General features: G+C 44.4%; 13 protein-coding genes. 11 read left to right on the top strand and 2 right to left on the bottom strand.

Going from position 1 to position 17,600, the window contains the following annotated elements; genetic code table 11:
• Positions 1–292 precede the first annotated feature (292 nt).
• The 7 genes from lon to A6J60_RS10090 all read left to right on the top strand — a co-directional run bounded on the left by lon (position 293) and on the right by A6J60_RS10090 (position 12,835).
• Positions 293–2,881 carry an endopeptidase La gene (lon, locus tag A6J60_RS10120; protein WP_096065883.1) on the top strand — a complete coding sequence of 863 codons (2,589 nt, stop codon included), beginning with the start codon at positions 293–295 and terminating at the stop codon, positions 2,879–2,881.
• Positions 2,882–3,359: 478 nt separating this feature from the next.
• Positions 3,360–3,914 carry a superoxide dismutase family protein gene (locus tag A6J60_RS10115; protein ID WP_096065882.1) on the top strand — a complete coding sequence of 185 codons (555 nt, stop codon included), beginning with the start codon at positions 3,360–3,362 and terminating at the stop codon, positions 3,912–3,914.
• A gap of 525 nt (positions 3,915–4,439) precedes the next feature.
• A complete protein-coding gene (gene recA / locus A6J60_RS10110) occupies positions 4,440–5,507 on the top strand; it encodes a recombinase RecA (RefSeq protein WP_096065881.1) in 1,068 nt (355 codons plus the stop codon).
• A gap of 162 nt (positions 5,508–5,669) precedes the next feature.
• Complete coding sequence (locus tag A6J60_RS10105; protein WP_096065880.1) at positions 5,670–6,953, top strand: regulatory protein RecX; 1,284 nt, start codon at positions 5,670–5,672, stop codon at positions 6,951–6,953.
• Between the two features lie 84 nt (positions 6,954–7,037).
• A complete protein-coding gene (locus tag A6J60_RS10100) occupies positions 7,038–8,792 on the top strand; it encodes an Hsp70 family protein (protein WP_096065879.1) in 1,755 nt (584 codons plus the stop codon).
• A 53-nt stretch (positions 8,793–8,845) separates the two neighbouring features.
• Complete coding sequence (locus A6J60_RS10095; protein ID WP_096065878.1) at positions 8,846–10,921, top strand: J domain-containing protein; 2,076 nt, start codon at positions 8,846–8,848, stop codon at positions 10,919–10,921.
• 48 nt (positions 10,922–10,969) lie between these two features.
• Entirely contained in the window at positions 10,970–12,835 is a 1,866-nt protein-coding gene (locus A6J60_RS10090) for a DnaJ domain-containing protein (protein ID WP_096065877.1), read from the top strand.
• A gap of 13 nt (positions 12,836–12,848) precedes the next feature.
• On the opposite strand, the gene A6J60_RS10085 is transcribed toward A6J60_RS10090, so the two are convergent.
• Complete coding sequence (locus A6J60_RS10085) at positions 12,849–13,409, bottom strand: GNAT family N-acetyltransferase (protein WP_096065876.1); 561 nt, start codon at positions 13,407–13,409, stop codon at positions 12,849–12,851.
• Between the two features lie 227 nt (positions 13,410–13,636).
• On the opposite strand from A6J60_RS10085, the gene truD reads away from it, so the two are divergent.
• The gene (gene truD, locus A6J60_RS10080) at positions 13,637–14,842 is read left to right on the top strand and encodes a tRNA pseudouridine(13) synthase TruD (protein ID WP_096065875.1); all 1,206 of its coding nucleotides are present in this window, start codon (positions 13,637–13,639) and stop codon (positions 14,840–14,842) included.
• 28 nt (positions 14,843–14,870) lie between these two features.
• Here truD and A6J60_RS10075 read toward each other — a convergent pair whose 3' ends face one another.
• Positions 14,871–15,872 carry a PHP domain-containing protein gene (locus tag A6J60_RS10075; RefSeq protein ID WP_227526118.1) on the bottom strand — a complete coding sequence of 334 codons (1,002 nt, stop codon included), beginning with the start codon at positions 15,870–15,872 and terminating at the stop codon, positions 14,871–14,873.
• Positions 15,873–16,076: 204 nt separating this feature from the next.
• On the opposite strand from A6J60_RS10075, the gene ispZ reads away from it, so the two are divergent.
• The 3 genes from ispZ to A6J60_RS10060 all read left to right on the top strand — a co-directional run bounded on the left by ispZ (position 16,077) and on the right by A6J60_RS10060 (position 17,580).
• Complete coding sequence (ispZ, locus tag A6J60_RS10070) at positions 16,077–16,634, top strand: septation protein IspZ (RefSeq protein ID WP_096065874.1); 558 nt, start codon at positions 16,077–16,079, stop codon at positions 16,632–16,634.
• A gap of 94 nt (positions 16,635–16,728) precedes the next feature.
• Positions 16,729–17,019, top strand: a complete 291-nt coding sequence (locus A6J60_RS10065) for a YciI family protein (protein WP_096065873.1) — start codon at positions 16,729–16,731, stop codon at positions 17,017–17,019.
• A 36-nt stretch (positions 17,020–17,055) separates the two neighbouring features.
• Entirely contained in the window at positions 17,056–17,580 is a 525-nt protein-coding gene (locus A6J60_RS10060) for a hypothetical protein (protein ID WP_096065872.1), read from the top strand.
• Positions 17,581–17,600 lie beyond the last annotated feature (20 nt).

Here is a 17,600-nt window from a genome sequence, read left to right as displayed (position 1 = left end):
TATTTACGGCTTATTAACTGGCTATACTTCAATAGGTTGGTTATTTATAAAACCCATCTATCCTACCGTTTAATAACATATTTAACAATTGACGATTACAGTGAAACAATCGCATCACAAGGCAACTATTCTACCTGATTTTTGGGCGTTAAGTGCTTGATAGACAAGGAACAACCATATTTAAACTTGCAATTAGTCGCAACCACCACCATTTAGATAGACATAACATAAACAACTTCCTTCATTGCCATAAAATGAACAGAAGAGTTGTGTCACACGAAAAGGAAAAAATATGAGTAAATCCGATAAAGATTATGACAGCAACATTGAGCAAGCGTTCGATGACAACATCGAAAACGATCAAGTCGATGAGCAAGCACCTAGCAACATCGATGACGCTGCTGATGCTGACATAACCACAGATTTTGAGCCAACGGATGTGGCACCTAATACGCAAGATGAGGTGACTCAGTTGCCATTATTGGCCTTGCGTGATGTTGTGGTGTATCCACACATGCAAATTGCCCTATTTGTTGGACGTCAGCCATCGGTTGAAGCCGTAGAGATCGCCCAAGAGTCTTATAATGACTTGGTGTTGGTCGTTGCTCAAAAAGACTCGCTGACTGAAGATATCCAGCAAGACAATCTATATGAATACGGTACCGTGTGTCGTATCGTGAGCACCATGCCCCATGACAGCGATCAAAACTGCATTAAAGTTCTGATCGAAGGCTTGTATCGTGTCCAGTTAAAGTCTGTTCAGGATCAAGGCGATTATCTAACCGGTATCTTTGACCGTAGCGATATCACCTTAACTATGAGTGATGAGCAGCAGCAAAACACTTTAAATGCACTGCGCAGCTTATTTGCCGGTTACGCTGAAGCGCGCTTGCGCAATAGCCGTGAACTGATTCGGGTTACCGATCGCATCGATGACTTATTAGAGTTGGTGTACTTTATTGCCACCCGTGTCTCGATAGATCTTGAGAACAAGCAGCAGCTGCTTGAGCAAGATGACATCAATGCCCACATTAACTTGCTGACTGAATACTTAGCCAAGCAAAGTGCTGAGCAGTCTATCGAGCAAGACATTCAAGAAGCTGTGCGCCGTCAGATGGAAAGCAATCAGCGCGAGTACTTCTTAAATGAAAAAATGAAAGCCATTAAAAATGAGCTTTCAGAAATCAGTGACAGCGGCTTTGATGCTGAAGATGACATCGAAGAGCTTGAGAACCGCTTAAAAGAAGCGGACTTGCCAGACGATGTACGCAAAAAAGCAGAGCAGGAATTTAAGAAATTAAAAACCATGCCGCCAGCATCAAGTGAATCGTCTGTGGTACGCAACTATGTTGAGTGGATCTTAGATACGCCTTGGAAGAAATCTAGCAAAGTGTCTATTAAGCTGGATAAAGCCCAAGAAGTACTAGATGCCGACCACTATGGCTTGACCGATGTTAAAGACCGCATCTTAGAGTATTTAGCGGTGCAGTCACGGGTGAAAAAGCTACGTGGTCCTATTCTGTGCTTGGTCGGTCCGCCAGGTGTGGGTAAAACCTCACTGGGTGAGTCTATCGCTCGTGCCACCGGCCGTAAGTTCGTGCGTATGGCACTTGGCGGCGTACGTGATGAAGCCGAAATTCGTGGTCACCGCCGTACTTATATCGGTGCGATGCCGGGTAAAATCGTACAGTCATTGGCCAAAGTTGAAGTCAAAAACCCGCTGTTCTTACTCGATGAAATCGACAAAATGGCGCAAGACTTCCGTGGTGATCCAGCCTCAGCCTTGCTAGAAGTGCTTGATCCATCACAAAACGATAAGTTCAATGATCACTACCTAGATCTTGACTTAGACTTGTCGCAAGTGATGTTTATCTGTACCGCCAACAGTATGGATATTCCGCCAGCACTGCTAGATCGTATGGAAGTGATTCGTCTGCCCGGTTATACCGAAGATGAAAAAATCAACATTGCTGAAAAATACTTAGTGCCAAAAGCGATTAAGCAAAATGGTCTGAAAAATGACGAAATTGAAATCGTTCCAGAAGCACTACACAGTATCGTTCAGCGTTATACGCGTGAAGCCGGTGTGCGTAACCTTGAGCGCGAAGTGAACAAGATTTGCCGTAAAGTGGTGCGCGAGTCGATTGAAAAGTATGGTGTGAAGCCATCGAAAAAGACCAAGATCGAAACTGTGGTTGTCGATGACAAAAACATCAGCGACTATCTGGGCGTACATCAGTATGACTATGGTCTTGCTGAAGAAGAGCCTGAGATTGGCCGAGTCACTGGCCTTGCTTGGACCAGCGTTGGCGGTGAGCTGCTCACCATCGAAGCCATCACCATGCTGGGTAAAGGCGAGTTGGTTTACACCGGCTCATTGGGCGACGTGATGAAAGAGTCGATTCGTGCGGCGATGAGTGTGGTACGTGCCCGTGGTGAGCTGCTAGGCGTTGACTATGACACCTTCAAGTCAAAAGATGTGCACGTTCACATGCCAGAGGGTGCGACACCAAAAGATGGTCCATCAGCGGGTATTGCGTTGACCACTGCCCTGGTGTCTGCCTTGACTGGTATTGCGATTCGCCCTGATATTGCGATGACAGGTGAGGTTACCTTACGCGGTAAAGTACTGCGCATTGGCGGTCTAAAAGAAAAACTACTTGCGGCGCATCGTGGCGGCATCAAGCATGTGTTGATTCCTGAGTCTAACGAGCGTGACTTGGTTGATATCCCTGATAATGTGAAAGAAGGCTTGACCATTCAACCGGTCTCGACCATTGATGAGGTGTTAAAAGAGGCGTTGGTAAAAATGCCGAAGCCTTTAAAGCCAAGTAAAGTGGCGGTTGATACAACCAAATCAACCAAACCATTACGCAGCTAACATGCGAAATTTATCTGCTATTGACTGGCTGATTAATAGCTTATGCAATAGCTGATATTGAATACAAATTACGCTGTATCAATACCGCCTAAGATTCACTTGGGCGGTTTTTTATTGGCTGTCATTTATTAGTAAGTATTTATTTATTAATCATAAGAGGGTGTATTCGTTATCATTTATTTAGTGGCTATAAGAAAATTTAGTAATTATAAGAAGCTTTAGTCAGTAAGTTGCTTGAGTAGATAACCATTTAAACAGAACGCTTAAATGGGTTTTACTAACAAATAAAGGGCGTAATATACGATAAACCAACACAGCCTTAAACTTTCTATTATTGATATAACAATATTTACTAAATATACTTAATCTGTTAATCACATTTAAATTAAGAAAATAATTTAACAAACATCAAAAATTGCATAGACTTAAATAAACTAAGTACTAACAAACCAAGCACTCAACATTCTCGGAGAATGATATGAAAAAGTTATTAACCACATCTACCCTACTGGCTTCTGCTATCGCACTAAGCGCCTGTCAAACCACCGCAACCCCTGATATGGACGTTGCTGATGACAGACAACCAACGTTAAAGTCACAACTTTATACGGTAGATGGTAGTGCTCAGCATGTGGGCGATATGTATTTACGTGCGGATGAGCGCGGTGTTCAAGTATTTGGTGAGTTAAAAGGCTTTGCGCCAGGCTCAACCGTAGCGGTACATATCCATGAAAAAGGCAGCTGCTTAGACATGGGTAAAGCAGCTGGCGGACACTTCAACCCTTATGGCACCAATCATGGCGATCCAAAAAGTGCTAACAGCCATGCTGGCGACCTACCAAACGTGAAAATCAACGCCAATGGTGTCGGTACCATGAACTTCCTTAAAAAAGGTATCTCAGTTGACACCAATGCTGAAAACAGTGTCTACAACCGCGCCTTTGTTGTCCATGCTGGTACAGATGACTACATCAGCCAGCCTGCCGGTAACGCCGGTGACCGTATCGCTTGTGGCGTGATCAAAAGCTATTAATCTCAAGCATTAGACGTATCTCAATCACTATTAGACTGAGACATTGATACGGTATTAGATTGAGAAAAAGCCAGTTGCTATTTGCGACTGGCTTTTTTGATTGTCTGCTAAACAAGCTTTTTTAAGTCATTAAAAGTCACACGACATCCGTTGTCGAGTATCATCATACTTACCCTATCCAATATGGCTATATTTGGTATAATTACTCCACTAAATAAACATATCCTATAAACGAAAATACAGTCACCGCAGCGTATAAAACTTTATTCAAAAACAAAGCCATTTAAAAAAGCAGGTCACATAACAATTAAATAGATAATATAACGACTCAATAGACACTAAATTGATAATTAAAACCTCAATACTGAGAATTATTAAATAAACGCAAACACCCCTCTCTTTTACCCAATATATGTGTTATTTTTGTTAGCCATAATCAATAAAAACTTAACACATAATACCCATTAAATAATTAATAATTAATCAAACCTCTTATTAAAGAAACCAACCAATTAGGACACTCTTATGGATGACAACAAAGCCAAAGCGCTAAAAGCCGCACTGGGTCAAATCGAAAAGCAGTTTGGTAAAAACACCATCATGCACTTAGGCGATAACTCAGCCACTCTAGACGTGGACGTGGTGTCTACTGGCTCTCTGGGCCTAGACATTGCTTTAGGTATTGGCGGTCTGCCAAAAGGTCGTATCGTTGAGATTTACGGCCCTGAAAGTTCGGGTAAAACCACATTGACCCTGCAAGCGATTGCCGAATGTCAAAAACAAGGCGGTACCTGTGCCTTTATCGATGCCGAACACGCATTAGACCCCATTTATGCACGTAAACTTGGCGTGAACACCGATGATCTATTGGTATCACAGCCTGATAATGGCGAGCAAGCACTAGAGATTACCGATATGTTGGTACGCTCAGGCGCGCTAGACATGATCGTTATTGACTCGGTAGCAGCCCTTACTCCACGCGCTGAAATTGAAGGCGAAATGGGTGACAGCCACATGGGTCTGCAAGCCCGTCTAATGAGTCAGGCACTGCGTAAAATTACTGGTAACGCCAAGCGCTCAAACTGTATGGTTATCTTCATTAACCAGATTCGTATGAAGATTGGTGTTATGTTTGGCTCACCTGAGACCACCACTGGCGGTAACGCACTGAAATTCTACGCTTCTGTCCGTCTAGATATCCGCCGTATTGGCGCGGTGAAAAGCGGTGATGAAATCATTGGTAACCAAACCCGTGTGAAAGTTATCAAAAACAAAATGGCACCTCCGTTCCGTCAAGCAGAGTTCGAGATTACTTACGGCGAAGGTACCAACCACTTAGCAGAAGTCATCGACTTAGGTGTTGATATCGGCGTAGTCGGTAAAGCCGGCGCTTGGTATAGCTATGGCGATGAGAAAATTGGTCAAGGTAAAGCAAACTCGGTATTATTCTTGAAAGACAATCCAGCCATCGCCGAAGAAATCGAAGCTAAGATTCGCGCTGAAAAGCTGGCGATTGCACCAGAGCCAGGCTCAAAAGAAGAACAAGAAGCAGCAGCTGCGGTTGAACCGGTAGAGCCAACGCCTGAAGCCTAATCAGCGAGGTGCTTGTTATTAGCTGCACTTGGTTAATAACCGCACTGAGCTATTAGTGACTACTGACTATAATGATCGTTAGTTAAGATAGGATGGGTACTTTGTGAGTCACAGGTGCTCATCCTTTTTGATTTAAGCCGTTGAGGTTTGATATAAAATACCATGGAGATAAAAACACTCGCGCAAATACTTGCTGAAAACTCGGACAAACCCACTAAGCAAAATAAGCCCAACAAGCAGCAACAGACATCGAACAAGTCTAATAATACCGATAATAACAATCGCAACCCCTGGGCAAACAAAAGGCCAGATAACAGAGCAAACAAAAAACCAAATAAAAAAGCTGTCAAATCTAGTCAACAAACTGGGCAATCCGAGCAACAGCAATACTCTACTAATAAAAAAAACTGGGCACACTCATCAGCTGCTCGGCGTCGTGCTGCGTCCCATTTAAGCGATGACCCTTATACCTCACTCAATACAACCACTGATAATCTAGATAGCTTAGATAATTTAGATAACTTAGATAATACGGACTCAAACAGCGCAGAGGACTTCACGCTTGGCACAGCAATCTCCTCTACAGCAAATGGCAAACGCCGCAAATCGAAAAGGAAAAAACAGTTTCACCCTGCCTCACCCTATCAACCAAAGATAGAACTGACAGAGCCGGTCAAAGAAGTCGATCCCAACAGCATCAAAAGCTTATTGGCACAAGTCAAAGCAGAAGCGGAAGCTGAACAAAACGCTGAGCTCGACTCAACAATCTCATCAGAATCAGAGTCGCAGCCAACCACAGCATCAAGCTCAGTAGATAATAATTCAACGGATAGCTCAGTTGATAACTCAATCGATAATCTGCCACAAGCGTTAAAGGCCTACCTAAAAACACCTGAGCAACGAGAAGCTGAAAAAGAAGCGATTAAAGCCGAAAGCCGGCTGCGTTGGCTCGCCTTTTATTATCTATCGCGCCGGGAACACTCAGCGCAAGAACTCAAAGACAAGCTGATTGCTAAAGACCAAGATCCTGAAAGGATTGATGCACTGTTGGAAGAGTTCCGTGAAAAAGGCTATCAAAGCGACTATCGAACCGCCATCATGTTAATCCGTGAGGGTATCCGTAAGCGTTATGGCCGAGTGCGTATCAAAAATGACTTTTATAAACGCAAAGTCGACATGCCCACCAACATCGATGAGCTGATAGATATGGCGATGGATGACAATAAGGCCTTTGTCGATGTGGTCTCGGATAACGATCTGGTTGAGGGCGTGGACTGGCTGCGTTTGGCGGTTGAAGCGCGGGTCAAAAAATATGGCGATGAGATTCCAACCGATCAAAAAATCAAAGCTCGGCAGCTGCGCTTTTTGCAATACCGTGGCTTTAAGCCCAATATCTGCTTTGAGGCGATTAAATACAATTTGCAGACCCTCGATGAGCGATTTTAAGCTGCGGTTATGATTTAAATTTGACTATAATATTGGCTTAGCGATAACCAACAAAGTAGCGACAACAAAAATAGGGACTTTTTAGTGAGCAGCACATCCTCCCCCATCATCGGTATCGATCTAGGCACCACCAACAGTTTAGTTGCTGTCTGGCAAGATGATAGCGCCACCCTTATTCCAAATGCCTTGGGTCGTCCTCTTACCCCGTCTGTGGTCAGTGTCGATAGCGATGGCTCTATCTTAGTCGGTCAAGCGGCTAAAGAACGTTTAATTAGTCACCCGCATCAAACCGCCAGTGTATTCAAACGCTTTATGGGCAGCCAAAAGGTATATCGCCTAAACTTAGCGCCAGGTCAGGGGCAACATAAATTTAGCCCAGAAGAGCTGTCCTGTTTATTATTAAGCACACTCAAAGCCGATGCCGAAGCCTATTTAAATTGCCCGGTCACTGATGCGGTGATTACGGTACCTGCTTATTTTAATGACCATCAACGCCAAGCGACCAAAAATGCCGCTCAATTGGCCGGTCTTAATGTGCGCCGCCTACTAAATGAGCCGACCGCTGCGGCCATGGCTTATGGCTTACATGAAAGCGGCGATGATCGTAAGTTTTTGGTACTAGATTTAGGCGGCGGCACCTTTGATGTCACCTTACTAGAGCTGTTTTCGGGCATTATGGAAGTGCGTGCTAGCGCCGGTGACAACACCCTTGGCGGCGAAGACTTCACTCAAATACTGATCGATGGCTTTATCGCTCATCAACAAAGCATTGATCCTAAGCTCAATGCTGACTTTTGGCGACCACACTTGCCCTTGCTGTATGCGGTTGCTGAAAATGGCAAACGTGAGCTGAGCAGCAACAACAGCACCACACTGCGCTTAACTATTGATGATACCGCTTATGAGTGGCAAGTCACTGCCAGTGATTATGAAGCGCTGGCCGAACCGTTGCTACAACGCTTTCGTCAGCCGATTGAGCGTGCCGTTCGTGATGCCAAGCTGCGTATCAAAGAACTCGATGATGTGGTATTGGTTGGCGGCGCCACGCGTATGCCGTTATTTCGTCAATTGATGACCCGCTTACTGGGCCGCTTCCCCTCAGTCGGCCTAAATCCCGATGAGACCATTGCCATTGGTGCCGCTATTCAGGCCGGTTTGGTTGCAGAAGATGCCGCGCTGGATGATGTGATTTTGACCGATGTGTCACCCTACTCCTTGGGCGTTGATACCAGTATCGAGCTTGGTAATCACCAATATCAGCATGGGGTATTTGCGCCCATTATTGAGCGCAATACGGTAATTCCTGCCAGCAAGGTGCACACCTTTTATCCGGTCGATGATCGACAAACTGAAGTGCAGTTTAATATTTATCAAGGCGAAGCCCGTCTAACCCAAGATAATATTAAAATTGGTGAGATGAGCATTAAGCTGCCGGCACAATATCGTGGTAAAGCCAAGCAGCTACCCATCGATGTGCGCTTTTCGTATGACGTCAATGGGCTGCTTGAAGTTGATATCGATGTTGAAGGCAGTGATAAGCAATATAACTTAGTGATTCAAAATGGCGCTAAGCACATTGATGAGGCTGAAATGCAGCGCTCAAGACAAAAGCTTAGCCAATTAAAGATTCATCCGCGTGATCAAGCCGAAAACCGCAATTTACTGGCTCGAGCGGAACGACTATATACCCAGCGTCTTGGCTTTGAGCGTGAGCAATTGGCGCGCCTGATTGGTTGGTATGAATCTGTACTTGATGGCCAAGATGCGATCAAAATACGTCAAGCCAATAGCGAACTGCAAAATAGCTTGGACCAATTTGAAAAAGATGAGTGGTTTTAATTGCTCTAATTAGATTTGATAGCCCTGACCTCTGACCTGCTTGAGTAGCAAACATGACTGAAAACTGCTGGGATATCCTAGGCATAGCGCCCACCGCCGATGAAAAAGCGATTAAAAAGGCGTATGCGCTTAAACTAAAGCAGAACAAGCCAGATAAAGATCCTGCCGGCTTTCGTGCGGTGCGCGAGGCTTATGAGCAGGCACTCGAAGCGCGTTATTGGCTGGCACTAGAAGATGATAGTGACGACTGGGCTGATACTGACATCGATGCTGAAAACAAAACTGATATTGGAGCTGGAACTGACACTAAAGAAAACGATTTCGCTCAATATAATGATAATCAAGACAGCACCACTCAAAACAGCGATACTCAAAATAACGATACTCAAAACAATGACAATCGGCTCACAGCAGAACAATTAGACTCATTATTAAATTCAGAATCATTAACTGCAGAATCAGGGTCTGGCCCAGAAGTTATTGAGATTCGTCTAGACAGCCAGACATTAAATAAGCAAATACTGGACAACCCAGTTGACAGTGAGGCGTCGCAATTGTCTGCTTGGCAAAATGAGTGGTTAGACTGTGTTAATGTTGAAACTGAAACTGAAACTGAAACTGAAACTGAAACTGAAACTGAAACTGAAACTGAAACTGAAACTGAAACTGAAACTGAAACTGAAACTGAAACTGAAAACAGCATTATCGACGATGACAGCTCAGAGTATCAAATCTCTTCCAGTAGACAGTTCAATCAACTCGCTGATCAAAAGCTAACCCAGTGCTTACAACATCAATTCTCCCAATTAGCGCTTAGTGCCATTGATACGGTCGATGACTTTGAAGAGGCACTGATTGTATTTTTTGATCAGCAGCAAAGCGAATATCCGCAAGCCTATAAACTGGCAAAGCAGCACTTTAACTGGCAGCAACATCTCGATAGTTGGGACAACTATCAGTATCCTTGGTCCATCCTTAACTGGCTTGATCAACGTCTCAATATCCCATTGTATCTGCAAAGTCCGGTCAGCTTTCAGCAGTATATCGCCAGCAAATACCCCATGGTATATCGCTATTGGGATTTTGAGCTGCCTGAGCATAGTGTGCCCAGTCGCTGGCAGTTTTTTATCTGGTTTTTATGGCCGCATACCGCTTACGATGTAAAGCAACAGCTTGAAGGATTAATCCAAGAGTTAGACAGCTATGTGCACTCTAATCTAGACACTGACCCAGATACTAACCCAGCTAACGGGCAACAAAACACTCCTTATACTGACGCAAAAGATTGGCGCCATCATCCGCAGCTGCTCAATCTTGAGCGACGACTGGGATTTTTTACAGCGATACAGCTGATTGACTTTATCCTTATCGGCCTACTATGTTGGATGCTGTTTCAATTGTTAGGCTGGGTGTTTGACTATCAAAATGCCCTAATCGATGGCATCAGTAGCTGGATTATTATCAGCCTGTGTTATTTGTATTGGCAAACGCAGCTGAGCCTTATTACCCTCAGCGCTGCACATGATTTCAATCAAAATCACAACACTGAGCCTGATATTGTTCAAAGCAACCCTTTATTGATACCCTTTTTGCGGATACTGACTGTGGTCAGCTTGTTGGTATATGGCTTATTGTATGCCAATCATGTCATTAGCTCTGATGCGTCAGACCACTACTTAGCCTTACATAGCAGCGGCTTTATATTCATTCTGTTGCTAAATTTAAAAAATGCACAGCCTGTATCCAAGCAGCTGATTAACTTGATTGCCATCTTATTATTATTCATTGTGGCAACCTTTCATCTTAAAATGACAGGCAGCATCACCACGGTTAATGCTGCAGACGCTATCAGTATCAGTCCCATCTTTTGGCTGCTATTAACGCTACCTGTGGCGCTCAGCACTTTGTCAAGAAAGTCAGACTTATTGGCTACCATTAGTCATACCTTAAGCAATTACTTGCTGCTGGTGCCGTTATTTATGTTTTATATTTTGATGACTAACTTGGTTGTGCCCCTATTAGATCATGGTATTGTGTTTTCAGCGTTACTGTTGGCGGCAGCCATTATTATGATTATGCTGATGACCTTTAAAGCCATTGCTTATTTTAACTTTGCTCAAAATCAATAACCCATACAGGCCTTATATGATTAATACGCACACATCGAGCATTCAACCATGAACAAAAGCTGCTGGGATATCCTAGGCATTGCGCCGACAGCGGATGACAAAGCAATTAAAAAGGCCTATGCGCTGAAATTAAAGCAGAACAAACCGGATAAAAATCCAGCCGGCTTTCGTGCAGTGCGCGAGGCTTATGAGCAAGCATTGGATGAGCGTTTGTTTTGGGCAACAGACCAGAACGACTTTGATTATGACGATGAAGCTGATGGCGCTGACAATGATATTAACTATGGCAAATCTAGGTCTGACCTAGCACATCCTGTAAGCTCAGCGACTTCTAATCAAGAAGTTACTGATGATGATGTTGACAATGTTATTGATGATGCCGTTTTAAATAATTTAGACCATGAAAACGAAGCGATTGACTCGACTGTTATTGATAAATTAACCCTAGTCATTGAGGATAATCATTATTATTTCCAGCCAACTGAGCAACTTGAGTCGACACAGCACAGTAACCAAAATATCAATGTGTTACGCCAAGCGCAGCAGCAACTCATCGAGTGGCACCAGCAGTGGGCAAACTGTGTTGATCGTGTGAACGAGGAAGGAAAGGACAGTTATGCTGATACCGATAGCCAGCTTACCCATTGCTTAACCGAGCAATTTGAGCAACTTAAAGACTTTCCACTCGATGCATTAGAAGATTACGAAAAAGCGCTGATTATATTCTTTGATGACCACATTAAAGCCTATCCCACTGCTTATGCGTTGGCCAAATCTCATTTTAACTGGCAACAATATTTTGATGTTTGGCAGCAGCCGGATTACCCTTGGTATTTACTGCAGCAGATCGAGGAAGGCTACTCCGCCAGCACTCACTTCATTAACAAGCTACAGTTTCAAAAATACATGGCCAAAGCATACCCTGTGGTATATCAATATTGGGATTTTGGCCTGCCTTATGGAAAAGCACCCGACCGTTGGCAGTTTTTTAAGCGGCTCTGGTTCCCGATATCAGCGCCTGAATTAAATGCTCAGCTTAATGGGTTACAAACAGAGCTGCTGTCCGAAGCTGCCGGTGATGCCATAGACAACAAACAACTAAATTATCCACAGCTACTGATATTAAAGCAGCGCCTGACTCCCTTTGGGATGATTCATTGGACAGACTTTGTGCTTATTAGCATTGGGGTTGGCGCAGTCATTGCAAATTTGGCATTAATATTCCCCTACCACTCGGCATTATATGATTATATCGGCGTGGTGACTGTGCTGAGCCTGACCTATTTATACTGGCAGCTGTATGTGGGTTATCTGATACATCCAGAACATAATATCGTCAGTCAACGCATTCGGTTTGGCTGGGCGGCTATCAGTCTGCTGTTATGGGGTTTATCGGCCGGTTATCCCGTGGTTGCTGATTATATGTCCGCAACAGTATTTAATTATTATTACGGCGCCCATCTTGCTGGCTGTAGCGCACTATTAGCGCTGACCAGCTTTATGCGTCCGGCTCATTTAAAGCACATCCTTTGGGTGAGTGCCTTTTGCCTGATACTGTTTACCACCATCCTACCTTGGACGCTTGAACTCACTGACAGTCTTGATTATCTGGTACCCAAACCTGGTGATATTTCGCCGCTGGTTTGGCTTGCGCCCATGCTACCTGTATTGCTGATGACCCTTGGCTCCTACGTTTATCCGCTAAGATGGCTGATTAAGATTGGCAAACATATATTGACTATATTTAGCTTAGGCTCTGCGTTATTGGCATTTATTCTGCTCATTACCGGCTCAGATGTGTTTACCTCAAACTATCTGTTATTAACGCTGTTAGTGCTGCTGTTTGCTATGGTCTTACTGTTTATGCTGATGTTTGTGACCACCAATCACTTTAATGAGCCGGATATGTTTTAGCCGCTAACACACTTTATTCGGCCAGCTTCACCATCTCTAATAAGCGTAAATCTGCCACCTTAGGCTCGCCATTATTGCTATCGACTGGGAAAGGTTGGCTGTTGCCACTCAGCTGATAGCCTCGGCGCTCATAATAGGCTTGCAAATCAGGGCGCTGTGACAAGATACTCATGGTTAGGCGTACCTTATCGCTGTCAGTACCTAAATGACGGGTCGCGAAAGTCTCTGCGGCTTCTAAAACCCGATGACCAATACCTTGACCTTGCAGGCTTGGGTCTACCGCAAATAAGCCGATATAGGCACTGTTAGACTCACGTTTAAAAGTGACAGAAATACTCGCTAATATCTTACCGGTTTCTTCATTTTCTGCTTTAAGCTCTGGATAGACAAAGAAGTAATTATTTGGATCTGCCAAAATGGATTTGATTTCCGCCACTGTGGTGCGAATACCGCCGACCAAGCTCGACTCATTGGTCCAGCCGACATCACTACGAAAGGTTAAATTTAACAGCTCAACGATGGCTTCAGCATCCTCGGCAGTGGCTTGACGTAAAAACAAATCTGAACGAGACATAGCAGCTCCATAATAATCAGTTAAAAGCTTAAACGCTTAAAGATAAATCGCGTAATATAAGTTGCGTCATTTAGTTAACTCCTTATTAAAGCATTGACCGTTATCAAATAAAAATAGCATTAACGTAAATACGCTTACCTAATTTAACTCAATTTTAGTTTAAACTGGCACTATCAAATCGATTATTGTTTATCGACCAATTTTTATTTTTATCATCCGAGTTTTTTATGACTAACCCTGAACCAACAAACCAAAACGCACAGCCTATTGATAGCAATCGGTCTCCTGATATTACTCAAGCTCAAATTAGCAAGCTGACTGATACTGGCGATTTACCTCAACCTTATCCGGCACCGATTGCCAGTGCCTCGTTTAAGCAAACACCCAGTGACTTTCAGGTCGATGAGGTATTAGACATCGATTTAAGTGGTGAGGGTGAGCATCTGTGGTTGCTGATTAAAAAGACCGGAATGAATACCTTGTTTGTGGCACAGCAATTGGCTAAATGGGCGAAAATACCCAGCCGTGATGTCGGCTACTCTGGACTCAAAGACCGTCAGGCAGTGACCACGCAATGGTTTAGCTTACGTATTCCCAAAGGTGAGTTACCAGAGTTTGGTTTTGCCGAATTTATTCATCAAAACCGTGCTACTGCTCACAATACTAATGATAATAGTTCGTTAGAAGCGCTGGAAGTATTAGAGCAAGTTTGGCACAGCAAAAAGCTGCATAAAGGGGCGCATAAAGCCAACCGCTTTTTGATTCGCTTACAGGACTTGGTATTTGCAGACCAGCAAGCGGTTGATAGTATTTTAGAGACAATAAAAACTCAAGGCGTGCCCAATTATTTTGGTGAGCAGCGTTTTGGACATGATGGCAACAATATTGCCACTGCTTTGGAATGGTTTGAGCAAGGCACCATTCATGGCCGCAAGCCGCATCCGAAAAAAAGCCGTGATTTGCAATCTTTACTGCTGTCCTCTGCTCGCAGCGCTATTTTTAACCAAGTCGTGGCGCAGCGGGTAACCGATGGCAGCTGGAATACAGCGCTTGCAGGTGATGTGTTTAATTTGGATGGCTCAGGTTCGGTGTTTACGGTTGAGCAGATTGATCAGGAAATACACGACAGGCTCGCCAGCGGTGACATTCATCCAACCGGGCCATTATGGGGTATTAATAATGATAAAGTCAGTGCAGAGGCTCAAGCGTTAGAGCAACGAATTGTCAGTGACGACCCTATTTTACAGCGTCTGGCACAGGGTTTAGAAAACAAACAAATCAAAACCATGCGCCGAGCTCTACGCCTACCGGTTAGCGAATTGAACTGGTCATGGGATGAGATTGACAACACCCTTGTGTTAGATTTCACCTTATCAACTGGCAGCTTTGCGACCAGCGTGTTGGCAAATTTAGTGGCGCAATTGGACAGTTAAACAGCAACCGAATAGCTAACCATGCAGATTACGCGCTGAGCATTTCAAGCATATCAGCGATGACCAACTGTTGCCCCTCGGCTAAGCGTGGCACATCACCAAGCTTACGCCATGGCATGCTGGTGCCGTGAAAGTCACTACCAGTCGAGACCTGTAACCCATGTTCGGCAATGCTGCGATCGACCATGCGGCGCTTACTAATTGGCTCATCGGTGCTCGGTAATTCACAGCCATCACCGCCCAGCTCAGCAAATTCAGCAATCAGTTTGCGAACACGTGTCGCTGATAAGTTGTAGCGGGTTGGATGCGCCAATACCGCCTTGCCGCCACAACGATGAATCAGATCAATCGTCTCTTGCATAGTTAAGGTTTCAATCGGCACATAAGCGGCCTTGTTATCAGCCAGATACTTATCGAATGCCTTTTGCATGGTTGGCACAATTTCTTTTTCTAACAGTACTTTGGCAATATGCGCACGTCCGACCGCATCAGCATTACCATCGGCTTTGGCCAATACCGCCGTCCACAGTTCATCAAACTCAAAATCAGTCAGCTCAGCCATTTTCTCGACAATCATACGCCCACGGTTACCGCGACTGGTCTGAATGTGAGTCAAGGTTGCATTCATTTGCTCAAAGTCACTAAAACCGAGACCCAATACATGAATGATTTTGTCTTTGGCTTTATTTTTACCGTAACCGCCAGTGAGCGTATGCTGGCAACTGATCTCTACCCCATTAATTAGAGTGATACCTAAGCGCTCGGCTTCTGCTTTGGCCTCAGCAATACCCGATAAGGTATCGTGATCGGTTAATGCAAAAATATCGATATTGGCCTCATGCGCCTTGTGTAATAACTGAGTTGGGCTGTTGCTGCCATCAGAGCAAGTACTGTGACTGTGCAAATCAATGCGCTGATAGGCTGTTGCGCGCTGAGAAATTTGTTGTGGCTGCGAGGCGGTTTGGTTGCCATCGCTTAGGGAGTTGGCGTGGCTGTTTTTGACTAACTGTTGTGTTTTACTATCAACCATGTTTTATATTCTGTATTGTTGTGTTCTATTGATTCGACTCTATACGCTATTGTAACGCTTAATCATCGTTGATGTGAAAATAATAGCAACACCTATTGTCAATTCTATTAAAACAGCGGCCTTGGCTTTTTTTTAACGGCTTGGGCGTGTAAACTATCGCCACAAGCCCTCCGCAACCCCTTTAGCCTATTTATTGTGAGTTCTATGAAAGCATTGCTAGATTTAGTTCCGTTAATCGCCTTTTTTATCGTGGCCAAAACTCAAGGCATCTTAGCCGGTGCTGGTGCCATTTTGATTGCCACTGTGGCGGTTGCTGCTGTGCATCTGGTGACCCAAAAAGGTAAATTAACCAAACAACAAGCCATCACTTTGGTATTAACCGTCTTGTTCTGTGGCTTAACCTTGTTATTCCATGATGATATTTATTTAAAATGGAAATCAACGGTGATTAATGGGGTGTTTGCCATTGCATTATTGGTCAGCGTATTTATTGGCAAACCTTTGTTAGAGATGGGCATGAAAAACGTCTTTAAACTGACCCCATCTGGTTGGAACAAGCTGACCTACGCTTGGACCGGTTATTTTATCTTTATGGCAACGCTACAATACTACTTTGCGTTCCACACCAGCGAAGAGACTTGGGTGAATTTTAAAACCTGGGGCTGGATTCCGTTTATGCTGATTTTCCTAATCGGTCAGTTTGTGGTATTAAAGAATCACGTTAACCCTGAAATTACCGATGAAAATTCGGGTAAGCGTTAAGACAAACCCAAAGCCCTTCTACTAATATAATAAAAGCTTAACCACTTACTTATCCTTTATCTCATTCATCACTATCTCACTTTTGGAGTATTCGATGCCTGCTTTTATGATTGTCGGACATGATGTTGCTAACTCAACTGAGCTTAGACAACAAACCCGCCCTGAGCATGTGGCCCGTTTAAAACAACTGGCAGCAGAAGGCCGTATTATTCTTGCTGGCCCAACCCCGATTGAACACGGCGCTGAGGCCATGTCAGGCAGCTTGATTGTGGCAGAGTTTGATAGCCTACAAGCAGCGCAAGACTGGGCCAATGAAGAGCCTTATTTAAAAGCCGGTGTCTACAGCCATGTCGATATTCGCCCCTTTGTTCAAGTCCTGCCTTAAAACCACGTCAATTTTCTAATTCTGGAATAATTTATCATGCCTGCAACACGTCTGCCCTGCACTGCTCACTCTACTCATAGCGCACCGGCACCTGCTCACCGCTTTGCTGCCGCTAAACCTTTGGCTACCCTTTTGCTATTGGCCTGCACAGCGACATTGACACCCATCACTGCCGCTGCGGTTACTGACGCTACTCAACAAGAACAACCGGCAGACCCGCAAGTAGCACCGCAAGCAGACAGCCCATTTAGCCAAAACAACACTGCAGATGCTGCCAATCCAGAAGCAGATTCTGACGCCCCCAATGCGCTAGACAACCCCAATAGTCTGGCCAGTGGCATGCAGCCCAGTGATAATGAGTTGTCTGATGCCAATCAAGAGCTGCTTAGCCGAAATGCGCAGCTGCAACGGGATGTCAACGATCTAGAAACCCGAGTCAACGTATTGATTAATGAGCGCAGTGGGCTATTGTTTATGTATGGTGCGCTCAGTGTTGGGGTATCCTTTATTCTGGGCTTGGTATTGGGCGGCTTTATCTTCGGTCGTCGTGAGCGCTGGTAAGCAGCGTTGGTAAGCAGCGT

The sequence above is a fragment of the Psychrobacter sp. FDAARGOS_221 genome, assembly GCF_002313155.2.
GTDB lineage: Bacteria > Pseudomonadota > Gammaproteobacteria > Pseudomonadales > Moraxellaceae > Psychrobacter.
Note: the sequence above shows the minus strand (reverse complement) of the source record. Positions and strands in the feature narration are given on the sequence as shown.

Coding starts and splice junctions, on each gene's coding strand:
- A6J60_RS10085 (WP_096065876.1), bottom strand. CDS start 13,409: ATGTCTCGTTCAGATTTGTTTTTACGTCAAGCCACTGCCGAGGATGCT.
- A6J60_RS10060 (WP_096065872.1), top strand. CDS start 17,056: ATGCCTGCAACACGTCTGCCCTGCACTGCTCACTCTACTCATAGCGCA.
- ispZ (WP_096065874.1), top strand. CDS start 16,077: ATGAAAGCATTGCTAGATTTAGTTCCGTTAATCGCCTTTTTTATCGTG.
- A6J60_RS10115 (WP_096065882.1), top strand. CDS start 3,360: ATGAAAAAGTTATTAACCACATCTACCCTACTGGCTTCTGCTATCGCA.
- A6J60_RS10065 (WP_096065873.1), top strand. CDS start 16,729: ATGCCTGCTTTTATGATTGTCGGACATGATGTTGCTAACTCAACTGAG.
- lon (WP_096065883.1), top strand. CDS start 293: ATGAGTAAATCCGATAAAGATTATGACAGCAACATTGAGCAAGCGTTC.
- A6J60_RS10095 (WP_096065878.1), top strand. CDS start 8,846: ATGACTGAAAACTGCTGGGATATCCTAGGCATAGCGCCCACCGCCGAT.
- recA (WP_096065881.1), top strand. CDS start 4,440: ATGGATGACAACAAAGCCAAAGCGCTAAAAGCCGCACTGGGTCAAATC.
- A6J60_RS10105 (WP_096065880.1), top strand. CDS start 5,670: ATGGAGATAAAAACACTCGCGCAAATACTTGCTGAAAACTCGGACAAA.
- truD (WP_096065875.1), top strand. CDS start 13,637: ATGACTAACCCTGAACCAACAAACCAAAACGCACAGCCTATTGATAGC.
- A6J60_RS10090 (WP_096065877.1), top strand. CDS start 10,970: ATGAACAAAAGCTGCTGGGATATCCTAGGCATTGCGCCGACAGCGGAT.
- A6J60_RS10075 (WP_227526118.1), bottom strand. CDS start 15,872: ATGGTTGATAGTAAAACACAACAGTTAGTCAAAAACAGCCACGCCAAC.